General features: G+C 72.5%; 15 protein-coding genes. 6 read left to right on the top strand and 9 right to left on the bottom strand.

What is annotated here, in order from left to right; all coding sequences use genetic code 11:
* The first annotated feature begins 1 nt into the window (after position 1).
* Positions 2-2032 carry a PIG-L family deacetylase gene (locus ACIQVI_RS10725; protein ID WP_403593723.1) on the top strand — a complete coding sequence of 677 codons (2031 nt, stop codon included), beginning with the start codon at positions 2-4 and terminating at the stop codon, positions 2030-2032.
* Positions 2033-2087: 55 nt separating this feature from the next.
* Here ACIQVI_RS10725 and ACIQVI_RS10720 read toward each other — a convergent pair whose 3' ends face one another.
* On the bottom strand, positions 2088-3347 hold the full coding sequence (locus tag ACIQVI_RS10720) for a cytochrome P450 (RefSeq protein ID WP_403593720.1): 1260 nt from the start codon (positions 3345-3347) through the stop codon (positions 2088-2090).
* A complete protein-coding gene (locus tag ACIQVI_RS10715) occupies positions 3344-4630 on the bottom strand; it encodes a cytochrome P450 (protein WP_403593717.1) in 1287 nt (428 codons plus the stop codon). The genes ACIQVI_RS10720 and ACIQVI_RS10715 overlap by 4 nt, the downstream gene beginning before the upstream one ends.
* Before the next feature lie 350 nt (positions 4631-4980).
* Between ACIQVI_RS10715 and ACIQVI_RS10710 the strand changes: the two genes are divergently transcribed.
* Positions 4981-5412, top strand: coding sequence for a VOC family protein (locus tag ACIQVI_RS10710; protein ID WP_403594521.1), 432 nt, complete (start codon positions 4981-4983; stop codon positions 5410-5412).
* Between the two features lie 98 nt (positions 5413-5510).
* On the opposite strand, the gene ACIQVI_RS10705 is transcribed toward ACIQVI_RS10710, so the two are convergent.
* The 7 genes from ACIQVI_RS10705 to ACIQVI_RS10675 all read right to left on the bottom strand — a co-directional run bounded on the left by ACIQVI_RS10705 (position 5511) and on the right by ACIQVI_RS10675 (position 10342).
* On the bottom strand, positions 5511-6005 hold the full coding sequence (locus ACIQVI_RS10705) for a GNAT family N-acetyltransferase (RefSeq protein WP_403593714.1): 495 nt from the start codon (positions 6003-6005) through the stop codon (positions 5511-5513).
* Positions 6006-6046: 41 nt separating this feature from the next.
* Positions 6047-6571, bottom strand: coding sequence for an Imm21 family immunity protein (locus ACIQVI_RS10700; protein ID WP_403593711.1), 525 nt, complete (start codon positions 6569-6571; stop codon positions 6047-6049).
* Positions 6572-6634: 63 nt separating this feature from the next.
* The gene (locus ACIQVI_RS10695) at positions 6635-7057 is read right to left on the bottom strand and encodes an NUDIX hydrolase (protein WP_403593708.1); all 423 of its coding nucleotides are present in this window, start codon (positions 7055-7057) and stop codon (positions 6635-6637) included.
* 9 nt (positions 7058-7066) lie between these two features.
* Positions 7067-7714 carry a hypothetical protein gene (locus tag ACIQVI_RS10690; protein WP_403593706.1) on the bottom strand — a complete coding sequence of 216 codons (648 nt, stop codon included), beginning with the start codon at positions 7712-7714 and terminating at the stop codon, positions 7067-7069.
* Complete coding sequence (locus ACIQVI_RS10685) at positions 7711-8547, bottom strand: hypothetical protein (protein WP_403593704.1); 837 nt, start codon at positions 8545-8547, stop codon at positions 7711-7713. The genes ACIQVI_RS10690 and ACIQVI_RS10685 overlap by 4 nt, the downstream gene beginning before the upstream one ends.
* A gap of 20 nt (positions 8548-8567) precedes the next feature.
* Positions 8568-8978 (bottom strand): barstar family protein, encoded by a 411-nt coding sequence (locus ACIQVI_RS10680; RefSeq protein WP_403593701.1) that lies wholly within the window; start codon positions 8976-8978, stop codon positions 8568-8570.
* Positions 8979-8980: 2 nt separating this feature from the next.
* Positions 8981-10342 carry a glutamine synthetase family protein gene (locus tag ACIQVI_RS10675; RefSeq protein WP_030222136.1) on the bottom strand — a complete coding sequence of 454 codons (1362 nt, stop codon included), beginning with the start codon at positions 10340-10342 and terminating at the stop codon, positions 8981-8983.
* Positions 10343-10630: 288 nt separating this feature from the next.
* On the opposite strand from ACIQVI_RS10675, the gene ACIQVI_RS10670 reads away from it, so the two are divergent.
* The 4 genes from ACIQVI_RS10670 to ACIQVI_RS10655 all read left to right on the top strand — a co-directional run bounded on the left by ACIQVI_RS10670 (position 10631) and on the right by ACIQVI_RS10655 (position 12920).
* Entirely contained in the window at positions 10631-10978 is a 348-nt protein-coding gene (locus tag ACIQVI_RS10670) for a hypothetical protein (protein ID WP_403593697.1), read from the top strand.
* Between the two features lie 91 nt (positions 10979-11069).
* Complete coding sequence (locus tag ACIQVI_RS10665; RefSeq protein ID WP_403593694.1) at positions 11070-11747, top strand: DUF3105 domain-containing protein; 678 nt, start codon at positions 11070-11072, stop codon at positions 11745-11747.
* A 2-nt stretch (positions 11748-11749) separates the two neighbouring features.
* A complete protein-coding gene (locus ACIQVI_RS10660; protein WP_403594518.1) occupies positions 11750-12373 on the top strand; it encodes a DUF305 domain-containing protein in 624 nt (207 codons plus the stop codon).
* Positions 12374-12500: 127 nt separating this feature from the next.
* A complete protein-coding gene (locus tag ACIQVI_RS10655) occupies positions 12501-12920 on the top strand; it encodes a CBS domain-containing protein (RefSeq protein WP_403593691.1) in 420 nt (139 codons plus the stop codon).
* The last annotated feature ends 6 nt before the right edge of the window (positions 12921-12926 follow it).

Below are 12926 nucleotides of genomic sequence, written 5' to 3'. Positions count from 1 at the left end.
CGTGACCGTGGTCACCGCCGCCCTGGTGGGCGGCGCCCTCGCCGGGGTCCTCGCGGTGGCGGGCGCGCCGGAGGGGCCGGAGGCGCACGCGGCGACGGGCGCGAAGGCCGGGACGCCCGCGCTGGGCAGGGCGGCGGCGAAGCCCGTGCCCGCGCCGCCGGCCGCCGCCTCGGTGGTGCAGGTGGTCGCGCACCCGGACGACGACCTGTTCTTCATGAACCCGGACATAGCGCAGTCGCTCCACTCCGGGAGCCCCCTCACCTCCGTGTACCTCACGGCGGGCGAGTCGGACGGCGTCAACGCGCGCCCGCGCGACGCCGCCGGGACCGGGGCCGACAAGGCGGGCTACGCCGAGGCCCGGCAGAACGGCATCCGGGCCGCGTACGCCGAGATGGCGACGGGCGCCAGGACCAGCCCCTGGGACCGGGTCGCGATCCCCACGGCCGGCGGCGCGTGGGCCGAGCTGGACACCCTGCGGGCGAAGCCGCACGTCAAGCTGGTGTGGCTGCAGATGCGCGAGGCCGGTTCGATCAGCGGCGACCGTCCGCACAGCCTCAACGGCCTGTGGCACGGGCGGGTGACCGAGCTGGGTTCCCAGCTGTCCGCCGGCACCCCGGGCGCCGCCGACTTCTCGTACAACAAGGACCAGGTCGTCGAGACGCTGACCGGGCTCCTGGAGCGCTTCCGGCCGACCTTCGTGCGGATGCAGGACCCGACCCCCGGCACGTACCCGGGGACGGGGGCGTACCGGGACCACCAGGACCACCTGTACGGGGCGCGGTTCGTCCAGGAGGCCCTGGCCCGGTACGCGGAGCGGCCCGGACACCCGCACGTCGGCGTGCAGAACTACCTCGGCTATCCGACCAGCGCCCTGCCGCACACCCTCGACGCCGAGGCGGCGGGCGCGAAGCTGAAGACCCTGGAGACGTACGCCTGGCTGGACGGGGTCGCGGACTGCGGGACCCTGGCGGGCTGCGGCGACCTGAAGGTGGCCGCGCGGCCCGGCGGGCGGGGCTGGACCCAGACCGTCCGCTACGCCCGGGGCACCTCCACCTCCTGGGTGCAGCGGGACCCCGACGGCGGCCTGCGCGCCTTCTCCGTCCTCGACGGGCGGCTCGCGACCTGGCGGAAGGCGGCGGACGCGGTCGTCTGGCGGGGCCCTGAGCTGCTGCCGGGCGGCGGCCTGGACAGCGGCGTCACCTCCGTGACCCTGCCCGACGGCCGGATCGCGGTCTACGGCACCCGGACGGTCCTCGCGGACTACCGCCGGGAGGTGGTGACGACCGCGCAGACGGTGCCGGGCGGCGGCTTCAGCCCGTGGCGGTCCCTCGGCACCCCCGAGCGGGACGACGCCTCCGGCACCTCGGACATCAGCGCGCCCGCCGTGACCGTGGGCGCCGGGGGCCGGGCGACCGTGGTCCTGCGGGACAGCCGCCACCGCCTCACCGCCCGCGAGCAGCTCGCGGGCGGGGACTGGGGGCCGTGGCGGGTGCTCGGCGGCGCGGACGTGTACGGCGACCCGGTGGCGGCGACGGACGCGGCCGGGCGCGGGTACGTCTTCGCGAGCACTCCGAAGACCGTCCTGGCGTGGGCGCGGCAGCACCCCGGCGGGCCGCTGACGGGCCCGGCGCCGACCGGTCTGCCGCCGACGACGCTGGCGCTGAGCGCGACGGCGTCGCCGTCCGGCGACGGGGTGCGGCTCTGGTTCCGCAAGCCGGCCTCGGGCGACCTGCGGAGCGCCGACTTCTCGGGTACGGCCCCGGTCTCCCCGTTCACGGAACTGCCGGGCACCGGGGTCGCGGGCTTCGGCCCGGTGAGCGGCGGCGACGGCCTCCTCGCGGTCCGCTCCCGCACCGGCTTCCTGGCGACGGCGTCGCACGGCAGGACGGGCACGGGAAAGACGGGCGCGGGAACGCGACCGGCGTGGACCCTGGACCGCTTCCTGTTCGCGGGAGCCCCGGACGCGGGCACGGACGGGGTCGCGGCGATGGGCCTGGACGGGCGACTGCACTGGACGCCGGCGGGGCGCTGAGCGGGGGCCTCCCGGCCCCGGGCGTCAGGCGTCGAGAGTTCAGGCGTCGAGGAGCTCAGGCGCCCAGGAGCACGGGAAACGCCTCCATGTCGTTCTGCGTCATCACGGGAAGCTTGCGGATGTCGGCGTCCGGCACCGCGAGCCGCAGCCGGGGGAAGCGGGCGAAGAGGGCGGGGAGGGCGATCCCGGCCTCGACGCGGGAGAGGGCGGCGCCGGGGCAGATGTGCGGGCCGTGGCCGAAGGTCATGTGCCGGATCGGGGCGGCCCGGGTGACGTCGAACGCGTCGGCGTCCGGCCCGTGCTGCTCGGGGTCGCGCCCGATCGCCCGGTAGGAGATGACCACGCCCTCGCCCTCGGCGATGACGCCGTCGCCCACCTCGATGTCCTCGGTGGCGAACCGCATGAGCAGATGGGTGGTGGGGGTGTCCCACCGCAGCGTCTCCTCGATGACGGTCTCCCAGGAGACCTCCCCGTCCAGGACCAGCTTGAGCTGGTCGGGGTGGGCGAGCAGGGCGCGCACGGCGTTGAGGATGAGCCCGATCGTGGTCTCGTGCCCGGCGGCGACCATCGCCTTGAGGTTGCCGATCACCTCCTCCTCGGTGAGCGGCTCGCCGCCCTCGTCGGCGAGGATGAGCGCCGAGGTCAGGTCGTCGGTGGGCCGCGCGGTCTTCTCGCGGACGAGCCCCGCGTAGAAGACGTCCAGGTCGGCGAGGAGGGCGAGGCGCTCGTCCTGCGGGGTGAGCATCGAGAAGAACTTCTTGTACTGCCGGGTGAGCATGGCGTTCGAGGCGGGGTCGACGCCCATCAGCATCCCGACGACCTTCATGGGCAGCGGCTGCGCGAACACGGACTTGAGGTCGACGACGGCGCCGTCCCGGCCGCCCTCCTCCAGGGCGTCGAGGAGTTCGGCGGTGAACTTCTCGATGTCGGGGCGTATCGCTTCGAGCCGGCGGGGGGTGAGCGCCTGGGAGGTCTTGGCCCGCAGCCGGCGGTGCTCGGCGCCGTCGACGGTGAACATGGACCGGCCGGCGTCGATCATCCCGATGAGCGGCCACGCGTGCGTGACCTCGCCGCTGCGCCACAGGCCCCAGGCGTCGAGGTCCTTCACGAGCCGGGGGTCGACCAGGAGCCGCCGGGCGTCGGCGTGCCGGGTGACGGCCCAGGCGGGCACTCCGAGCAGGTCGATCCGGGCCAGCGGACCGGCGTCGCGCAGCCGCGCGGTCTCGCCGTCCAGGTCCTGGACCATCGGGTCGATGACGACGGTCCCGCCGTTCCGGGCGGCGGCCTGTGCTGCGGCGGCATGGGGGCAGGTCACGAGAGGTCTCCTGTCGTGCGAACGGGGGTGAACCGGACGGGGAGCGAGGTGGTGCCGCGCAGGAAGGCGGAGGGCCGCCGGACGAGTTCCCCCGCGGGGACGGCGAGTTCGAGGTCGGGCAACCGGTCGAGGAGGACCTCGATGCCGGTGCGGACGATGATCTCGGCGATCTCCTGGGCGGGGAAGGGGCAGCGGTACTCGCCGTGGCTGAAGGCCAGGTGCGCGCCGCCGCCCCCGTGGGCGCCCTGGGGGCCCTGGCGGATCAGCGGGTCGGTGTTGCCCGCGCCGAGGCCGAGCAGCAGCATGTCCCCGGCCGCGATCCGCTGCCCGCCGAGCCGGGTGTCCCGTACGGCCCAGCGTCCGGCGAGGATCTGGGTGGGGGCCTCCTCCCACAGCACCTCGGTGGTGGCCTCGGAGACGCTGCGCCGGCCGCCGGCCATCGAGTCGGCGAACTCGTCCTCGGTGAGCATCAGGCGCAGGGAGTTGCCGAGCCAGTCGGCGGTGGTGAGGTGCCCGGCGGCCGTGATGGCCATCAGGTCGAGCGCGTACTCCTCGTCGGTGAACGCCTCGGGGAAGGCGAGCATCCGGGAGGTGACGTCGTTCCCGGGCGCGGCCCGCTTGGCGGCGACCAGACGGGCCATGTGCTCGCCGAACCGCTGGTGGGCGCTCTGCGCGCCGGGGCCGCCGTCGGCCAGGTCCTTGAGCACCTTGGCGATGTCGTCGCCCTCGTCGTCGGGGAAGCCGACGAGGCGGGCGAGGACGAGGACGGGGAGGGGCTCGCAGAAGTCGGCCACGAGGTCGGCCGTGCCCCGGCCGCACACGGCGTCGACGAGCCGGTCGGCGAGCTGCTCGCAGTGCCCGCGGATCTCGAAGGGGTCGGCGCCCTCCAGGGCGGGGACCACCATGCGGACGTGCCGCCGGTGCTCCTCCCCCGCGGTGAAGTAGATGGAGGGCAGGGGCTGTCCGACCATCGGGAGCAGCGGCCAGTCGGCGGGGATGTGCGGCCACTGGTTCCACAGGCTCACGTCGCGCGGGAACAGCTCGCCGTCGCTGGTGACCCGGTGGAGCTCGCGGTACCCGATGACCAGCCAGGCGGGCACCCCGCCCGGCAGCTCGACGGGGACGACGGGCCCGTGGTCGCGGCGCATGGCCCGGTAGAGGGCCTGAGGATCGACCTGGAAGCCGGGTCCGTCGAGGGGGACGGCGGGGGCCGTGCCCGCGTGCGCCGGGCACCCGGGGGGCGGCTGCTCCGGGGGCGGCTGCTCTGAAGGGGGGCGCGTCATGAGTCCTGAACTCCCGACTCCTGTGGCGACAGCCGCACGTGTCGCGTTCATGTGATCAACGCTGGCTCACTATAGGGAGGTTGTGTGTCGCAGGAGCCCTCAATCGCGATCAATTCCGCACAGTGGACGGAAGAGGAGGGGCAGTTGACGATCAGAAGGGGATTACGGAGGAACAAAGAAGGAACAAGGGGGAGCATTCCCGCCCTTGTGCGCGCTCCCGGCTCCGAAACCGGACGGGGGGAGGGACGATTTTCCGTCAGGTCGGTGACGCCGGGGGCTGGCTTCGGCCCTGGCCCCGCCCCCGGCCCGGCCCGGCCCTCCGCAGCGAACCGAGGAGAGAACCCATGAGCATGAACTGGACCCTGGAAGTGGTCCCGGTCCCCGTCACGGACATGGACCGGTCGAAGGAGTTCTACGGCGAGAAGTGCGGCTTCACCGTCGACCTGGACGACGAGGTGGCCCCCGGCGTGCGGATCGTCCAGGTGACCCCGCCGGGCTCGCGCTGTTCGATCGCGATGCTGAGCGGGATGCCGCCGATGCCGGGCACGAAGCAGACGCCCCCGGGCGGCCTGCACGGCCTCCAGCTCTGCGTCACGGACATCGAGGCGGCGCGGAAGGAGCTGGTGGCCCGGGGCGTCGAGGTCTCCCCCGTGATGCACGTCGGCGCGACGGGCTGGGAGGAGGGGAAGGGCGGCACCTGGAACTCGTTCATGACCTTCGAGGACCCGGACGGCAACGGCTGGGTGGTCCAGGAGGCCCCGTCGGAGCTGACGGAACGCTGAGGGGCCGGGGAGTCCCGGAACCCCGGACGTCTCGAAACCCAGGCGTCTCAGGGCTCCGGACGCCTCAGAACACCGGGCCTCTCAGAACCCCGGACGTCTCAGAACCCCACGTAGAAGTGCCGGAGCCCGTCGGCCTCCGCGACACACCGCATCCCGGCGGCCGCCATGACCCGGTGCGAGGCCGGGTTGTCCAGGTCGGCGTCCCCCTTGACCCCGGAGACGCCGGCCACCCGGGCGGTTTCGAGGAGCGCGCGCAGGGCCTCGGAGGCGTACCCCTGCCCGCGTGCGCCGGGCACGAGCCCGTACCCCACGGTCACGACCCCGACCTCGTCGGGCGGCCCGTGGAACCCGATCCCCCCGACGGCGACCCCGCTCCCGAGAAGCTGTATCTCGTACGCCCGGAAGACCCCGGGGTCCCCGCGCTCGGCCACGCCCCGCAGAAACCCACTACACCCCCGGACGTCCCCGTCCTGCGGATACTCCTCGGCCCAGAGGTCCCCGTCGAGGGGCGTCCGCGAGACGATCCGCTCGGCGGCGTCGGCGGTCAACGGGCGCAGGAGGAGCCGCGCGGTGGCGACGAAAGGGATCTTCACCCCGGCAGTGTGAACGCCCACCGTGCGCCGGGCAACGGATTTCAGCAGGCCAGAAGCCGCACCACACCGACCCAGACGTCCCCGCCCGTCGCCTGATGGGCCCCGACCCGCCACCGGCCCGCCGGCAGGTCGACGTCGGTCTGTTCCGGCATTCCCGTGCCGTCGGGGTACGGCGTCCCGAGGTCGGCCCCGGCGTCGGCGGAGTCCATGAGCACGGCGCCCCCGTCCGTCTCCCAGACGCCGCACTCCTCCCAGGGAGTACGGGGATCGTCCAGCAAGGCCTCGGCCGCGGCGACCAACTCCTCCTCGGAGTCGGCCCCGAGCCACCGCACGAAGGCCCGCCGCCCGACCAGGTACCGGGTGGTCGCGGGCTCGTCGCCGAGCACGAGGACGTTCCCCCCGATCACCCCGGCGAGCCCCTCCACCGCACAGGCCCGATCGTAGTCGTCCGGCACCTCACCACCCCCGACGAGCACCCCGCCCTCCGTACACCCACTCCACTCCCGAAGCCCGGACGACGGAACGACGACGAGCGGCCCGCCCATGGACTGCACCCAGTTCTCCACCCACGGAGCATGTCACCGCCCACCGACAACACCCCGGCCCACACTGACGGACCACCACCGCTTCTACGAAACGAACCGCCGCCCGTCATGAGCGCGCACCCAGGGCCCGCCCCCACCCACGGCATCGAGAAGCCGCACGGCATACACCTCGGCCATCCGCTCCCGGACCTCACCAGGAGTGAGCCACTCAACGGCACCGGCCTCATCGGAAACCCGCGCCTCCCCACCCACGGGCCGACACCGGAACACGAGGGCGACGATCCCCCGGGCCATGTTCTTGTAGACCCCGGTGAGCCGCTCGACCTCGACCCGAACCCCGGTCTCCTCAAACACCTCCCGCACGACCCCTTCCTGCGGGGTCTCGTCGAGTTCGAGAACACCACCCGGCAACTCCCACCTACCGTTGTCGGCCCGGCGAATGGCCAACAACCGCCCGTCCTCCCGCACGACGGCACCGGCGACGGACACGGAGTGCAGGGGTGTCATCGACCGGCCTCAGCCGATCTCCAGCACCACGGAGGGAAGTTCCCCCTCCAGGACGCGGGCGCGGGGCAGGGAGAGGCCGAAGTGGCGTTCGACGACGTGGAGTGAGGTGCGGTGGGCGTCCCCGGGAGGGAGGTTCTCGTCGGGCAGGCCGGCGGCCGTGAGCAGCCGCTCGAGCTGCGGGGCGACTTCGGGGTCCCCGTCCACGCCGGCGGAGCCCCACGAGTGGTCCAGGTGCAGGTTGAAGCCGCACAGGAGGCGCTCGTCGTGGAAGTAGTGGAACCACGGCGGCACGGGCTTGCCGTTCTCCTCCTCGAACTCCAGGTGGAAGACGTGGGCGCCGTCGCGCGAGACGGGTGCGAGGCTCCCGAACTCGTCCTGCCAGCCGCCGTACAGGACGGCGAAGACCCACTCGCCGTCCCGGCCGAAGCGCAGGGCCGCCTCCGTGGGGCAGTCCCCGTACTCGTCCTCCAGCACCTCGATCAGGCCCTCGCCGGTCAGCTCGCCCAGCGACCGCGGCACGCGTCGGCCCCCGTACACCGCCGCCCCCGCGAGCCGGGACACCAGCTCCTCCTCGTCCAGGCCGCGCGTCAGCAGCACGCAGTAGCCGCCGTAGGCGATCGATTGAGGAGCGGCGAGCCAGGTCATTCCGTCGGTCATGCCGTCATTGTGGCCCGGTCCGAGCGGGGCCGGGTCCGCAGGGCGGGGAGCAGGGCGTGGTCTTCGGGGCGGGCCAGGCCCTCGCCCAGGGCCAGGAGCGAAAGGAGCTGGACCGGGCGGTCGGTCGTGGCCGCGGCCTCCAGTTTGTGGTGTCCGTCGAGCAGGAAGTGGGTCAGGCCCCAGTGCCGGTAGTGGTCGTGCCCGAAGCCGACGGCGGGTTCGCACACGTCGAGCGTGGAGACCGCCACGGCCGTCGGGACCGTCCCCCGGCCCATGAGTTCGGCGTACTCCTCCACCCGCCCCCTCTCGTTCCACGTCGGGGGAACCATGGGTACAACGAACTCGTAGAGGTGCGCGCCCGCGTCGACCTCCGTCTCGAAGGTCCGGTAGTACGGCGTGTGCGGGTACTCGGGGAGCCCCCAGAACTGGTTGAGGCCCCAGGTGTCCACCTGCTCGCCGCTGAAGTAGTCGCCGTCCTTGCCGGGGACGACGAGCCGGGGCTCCACGCGGAGCAGCATCGGAAGGTACTCACCTTCCGGCAGCAGCGCGCCGAACGTGTCCAGGACACCGCCCTCGTCCGGATCGGCCAGCGTCCCGGTGAGCAGTTCCCGCGTGCTCTCCAGCGACAGCTTCTCCCGGGCGGTCTCCAGCCGGCGGAACAGCAGCGGACACGACCCGCACCAGAAGCTGAGCTCGAAGGCGGGATCCCCGTCCACCACGAGCAGCCTGCGCCCCGGCCCGCCCCCGACCTCCTGGGTCTCCACCTCGAAGCGCAGCCGCGCGTCGGAGGAGGGGACACCCAGCCTGCGGGGTTCGCCGAATTCGATCGCCATGGCCCGAACCGTACGTCGCGTCACGACGCGGAAGCCACGTACACGGAGAGCTCCGTATGGCGGCCCCCGGTATAGCGGGGGTCCGCCAGGGTCGGCGGCAGGTCGCGGAGGATGTCCAGGGCGATCGCGTAATCCCCGTGAGCCTCCGCGACGGGCCCGGCATCAGGCCAGACCACCACCGCGTGGGGCACGTCCAGGTCGTGCAGGCCGTTCCAGAGCGAGTCGGCCAGGGCGTCCCACACGTGGCGTGTGGTGCTGAGCGGCGGGTCCAGGGGGAGGGTCTCCCGTACGGCCCGGAAGAACGCCTCCTTGTCGGTGCGCCCGCCGGTCGACAGCGTGAAGGCGGGCACGCCCCGGCAGGCGGCCTCCGCGAGGAGTTCCGGCACGCTCGACGCCGGGACCTCGTGGAAGCCGCCGCGGATCTCCGGCATACCTACAACACCGGCAGGTTCTTCCGCAGCTCGAAGGCCGTGACCTCGCTCCGGTACTCCTCCCACTCCTGCTTCTTGTTGCGGAGGAAGAAGTCGAAGACGTGCTCGCCCAGAGTCTCCGCGACCAGTTCGCTGCGCTCCATGAGGGAGATCGCCTCGCCGAGGTTCTGCGGGAGGGGCTCGATGCCCATCGCGCGGCGTTCCGAGTCGGAGAGGGCCCAGACGTCGTCGTCGGCGCCGGCCGGGAGTTCGTAGCCCTCCTCGATGCCCTTGAGGCCGGCGGCGAGGAGGACGGCGTAGGTCAGGTAGGGGTTGGCGCCCGAGTCGATGGAGCGGACCTCGACGCGCGAGGAGCCCGTCTTGCCCGGCTTGTACATGGGGACGCGGATGAGGGCCGAGCGGTTGTTGTGGCCCCAGCAGATGTACGAGGGGGCCTCGCCGCCCGAGCCGGCCGTGCGCGTCGAGCCGCCCCAGATGCGCTTGTACGAGTTGACCCACTGGTTGGTGACGGCCGAGATCTCGCCGGCGTGCTTCAGGAGGCCCGCGATGAAGGAGCGGCCGACCTTCGAGAGCTGGTACTCGGCGCCCGACTCGTAGAAGGCGTTCCGGTCGCCCTCGAAGAGGGAGAGGTGGGTGTGCATTCCCGAGCCCGGGTACTCCGAGAACGGCTTCGGCATGAAGGTGGCCTGGACGCCCTGTTCGAGGGCGACCTGCTTCATGACCAGGCGGAACGTCATGATGTTGTCGGCCGTGGAGAGCGCGTCGGCGTAGCGCAGGTCGATCTCCTGCTGGCCCGGCGCGCCCTCGTGGTGGGAGAACTCGACCGAGATGCCCATCGACTCCAGCATGGTGATCGCCTGGCGGCGGAAGTCCATGCCGACGTTCTGCGGGGTGTGGTCGAAGTAGCCCGAGTTGTCGGCCGGGGTGGGCCGGGAGCCGTCGAGCGGCTTGTCCTTCAGGAGGAAGAACTCGATCTCGGGGTGGGTGTAGAAGGTGAAGCCCAGGTCCGAGGTCTTGGCCAGGGCCCGCTTCAGGACGTAGCGCGGGTCCGCGAAGGACGGCGAGCCGTCGGGCATCAGGATGTCGCAGAACATCCGGGCCGTGCCCGGGGCCTCCGCGCGCCACGGCAGGATCTGGAACGTGCCCGGGTCCGGCTTGGCGATCATGTCCGACTCGTAGACCCGGGCGAAGCCCTCGATCGCGGAGCCGTCGAAGCCGATGCCCTCGTCGAAGGCCTGCTCCAGCTCGGCCGGGGCCACGGCCACCGACTTGAGGAAGCCGAGCACGTCGGTGAACCACAGGCGCACGAAGCGGATGTCGCGCTCTTCGAGCGTACGGAGCACGAATTCCTGCTGCTTGTCCATTTCCACACCCATCCTCGCTGGTCAGGCCGCCTGTCCCACCGCCTCGGGCACTCGGGGGCACCTGAGCATCCCACCACATGGTTTCGCGCACGTTGCACACCCATACTGCCTGCTCGGTTGTGACTCAGGTAACGGGGGACGGGACCTTCCCGGCCGCCGTTCCTCCTCTCCCGTCCGCCCTCCGGTACTCAGTGGTACCCCGTTCGGCCCACGGAGGGCCTCCGCCCACTACGATCTCGGCCCATGGGGGCCCCACGGCTCGTACGCCCGTCCCGGCACGCGCGTCCCATGGCACTGGTGAGTGCCGTGGCGACGCTCCTCGCCGCGCTCTTCTTCTGTCTGGGGACCGGGCCGGAGGCGGGGCCGGGGTCCCATCACGGGGCGGTCCCGGAGCAGGAGGCGCGGGCGGCGGCCGCCGTCCCCGTCGAGTACGTCTGCCCGTACGACCGCGGCGGCTGCTCCCTCTTCCCCTCGCTCTCCCCCGCGGTGCTCGGCGCGCCCCCGCTCGATCCCCCGCTCCAGGCGGCGGACGGGCTTCCGCGTCTCGCCCCGGTCTCCGGCGACGGGCCGGCGCGCCGCTCCGGCGTCCGGCCGCGCGCGCCGGACCTGCACGTCCTTCAGGTTCTCCGGACCTAGACGGTCCGAGGGCGGCCCGACCGCCGCCGTCACCGCACGTCCGTGCCCGAACCGAACTCCACCCCCACTTCCGAAGAAGGACGACACCACCATGGCCGCCAACCGCTCCTCCAACGCCGACCGCCGCGCCCGAATAGAGGAGATGCGCCGCGCCGAGCAGGCCCGCGAGCGCCGCAACCGTCTGATCACCATCGGCGTCTCGACCGTCGTCGTCCTCGGCCTCGTCGGCTTCGGCGGCTTCGTGCTGATGAAGAAGTCCGACGAGCAGGACAAGAAGGAGGCCGCCGCCAAGGCGCCGATCTCCGCCGAGAAGACCTGGGACCCCGCGAAGCTCGGCCGCAACCACGTCCAGACGGCCGTGAAGTACGACATGAAGCCGCCGGTCGGCGGCGACCACAACCCGGTCTGGATGAACTGCGACGGCGACGTCTACACGAAGGCGATCCCCGAGGTGAACGCCGTGCACTCGCTGGAGCACGGCGCCGTCTGGGTGACGTACAACAAGCAGGCCGCCAAGGGCGACGTGGACGCGCTGGCCAAGAAGGTCGGCAAGACCAAGTACACGCTGATGAGCCCCGTGGACGACCAAGCCGGGGCCCTCATGCTGTCCGCCTGGGGCAAGCAGGTGACCGTGGACGGCGCGGACGACCCGCGCATCGACGCCTTCCTCACCAAGTACGTGCAGGGCCCGCAGACCCCGGAGCCGGGCGCGGCCTGCACCGGCGGTCTGGACGCGGAGGGCGCGGCCGGCGCCGGGATGGGCCAGTGAAGGTGAACCGCGCGCAGGGGGCGGCGATCACCGCCGTCGCCCTCGCGCTGCTCTTCGCCGGGGGCGCCGTCACCGTCGCCTCGGCGGACCGCGACGAGGCGCCCGCCACGCCCGTCTCCGCCTCGGCGGACGCCGGGTTCGCCCGGGACATGGCGGTCCACCACCAGCAGGCCGTCGAGATGTCGTTCATCGTCCGGGACCGGACGAAGGACGAGGCCGTGCGCCGGCTCGCGTACGACATCGCCAACACGCAGGCCAACCAGCGGGGCATGATGCTCGGCTGGCTCGACCTGTGGGGGCTGCCCAAGGTCGAGTCCGGCGTCGAGCCGATGAGCTGGATGGGCATGGGCGGCTCGGGCGACACCGGTCCGCTGGACGGGGCGCTCATGCCGGGCATGGCGACCAAGACGCAGATCGAGGAACTCCGGAAGGCCAGCGGCCGGGAGGCCGAGGTCCTGTACCTGAAGCTCATGACCGAGCACCACAGGGGCGGGGTCCACATGGCCGAGGGCTGCGTGCGGAAGTGCGCGGTGGGCGCCGAGCGCGCGCTCGCCCAGGGCATGGTCGACGCGCAGAAGTCCGAGATGCTGCTGATGGCGGACATGCTGAAGGAGCGCGGGGCCTGATCCCGGGCCCGTGAGGGAAGGCGCCGGCCCCCGTGACCCGCTGCGGTCGCGGGGGCCGTGCCGTGCGCCGACAATGAGTGGGCTCGGGGATTCGTACGACGTTCGACGACGAAAGGTACGCGACCCCATGACCACGGCGAAGGACATCATGCACCCCGGGGCCCAGTGGATCCCGGCTCACGAGACGCTCGACCGCGCCGCGCAGCTGATGCGCAACCTGAACGTGGGCGCGCTGCCCATCGCCGACGAGAACGAACGTCTCTGCGGCATCCTCACGGACCGCGACATCGTCGTCGGCTGCGTGGCCATGGGCCACGACCCGTCCAAGGTGACCTGCGGCGAGATGGCCCAGGGCACTCCGCGCTGGGTCGAGTCGGACGCCGACGTGGGCGCCGTCCTGGAGGAGATGCAGAGCCACCGGATCAAGCGGCTGCCCGTCATCGAGGAGAAGCGGCTCGTCGGCATGATCAGCGAGGCCGAGCTGGCGCAGCACCTGTCGGACGAGCAGGTCAAGGCGTTCTGTATGAGCGTGTACGCGCCTTCCTGACGCGCC

It is taken from the genome of Streptomyces sp. NPDC098101 (genome assembly GCF_044760185.1).
Taxonomy (GTDB): Bacteria; Actinomycetota; Actinomycetes; order Streptomycetales; family Streptomycetaceae; genus Streptomyces.
The sequence above is the reverse complement of the archived record's forward strand: the minus strand, read 5'-3'. Positions and strand labels throughout refer to the sequence as shown.

Bases quoted from the DNA above. Each gene is read 5' to 3' on its own strand.
- ACIQVI_RS10670 (WP_403593697.1), top strand. From the start codon at position 10,631: ATGGCACTGGTGAGTGCCGTGGCGACGCTCCTCGCCGCGCTCTTCTTC.
- ACIQVI_RS10710 (WP_403594521.1), top strand. From the start codon at position 4,981: ATGAACTGGACCCTGGAAGTGGTCCCGGTCCCCGTCACGGACATGGAC.
- ACIQVI_RS10695 (WP_403593708.1), bottom strand. From the start codon at position 7,057: ATGACACCCCTGCACTCCGTGTCCGTCGCCGGTGCCGTCGTGCGGGAG.
- ACIQVI_RS10655 (WP_403593691.1), top strand. From the start codon at position 12,501: ATGACCACGGCGAAGGACATCATGCACCCCGGGGCCCAGTGGATCCCG.
- ACIQVI_RS10685 (WP_403593704.1), bottom strand. From the start codon at position 8,547: ATGGCGATCGAATTCGGCGAACCCCGCAGGCTGGGTGTCCCCTCCTCC.
- ACIQVI_RS10680 (WP_403593701.1), bottom strand. From the start codon at position 8,978: ATGCCGGAGATCCGCGGCGGCTTCCACGAGGTCCCGGCGTCGAGCGTG.
- ACIQVI_RS10665 (WP_403593694.1), top strand. From the start codon at position 11,070: ATGGCCGCCAACCGCTCCTCCAACGCCGACCGCCGCGCCCGAATAGAG.
- ACIQVI_RS10715 (WP_403593717.1), bottom strand. From the start codon at position 4,630: ATGACGCGCCCCCCTTCAGAGCAGCCGCCCCCGGAGCAGCCGCCCCCC.
- ACIQVI_RS10690 (WP_403593706.1), bottom strand. From the start codon at position 7,714: ATGACCGACGGAATGACCTGGCTCGCCGCTCCTCAATCGATCGCCTAC.
- ACIQVI_RS10675 (WP_030222136.1), bottom strand. From the start codon at position 10,342: ATGGACAAGCAGCAGGAATTCGTGCTCCGTACGCTCGAAGAGCGCGAC.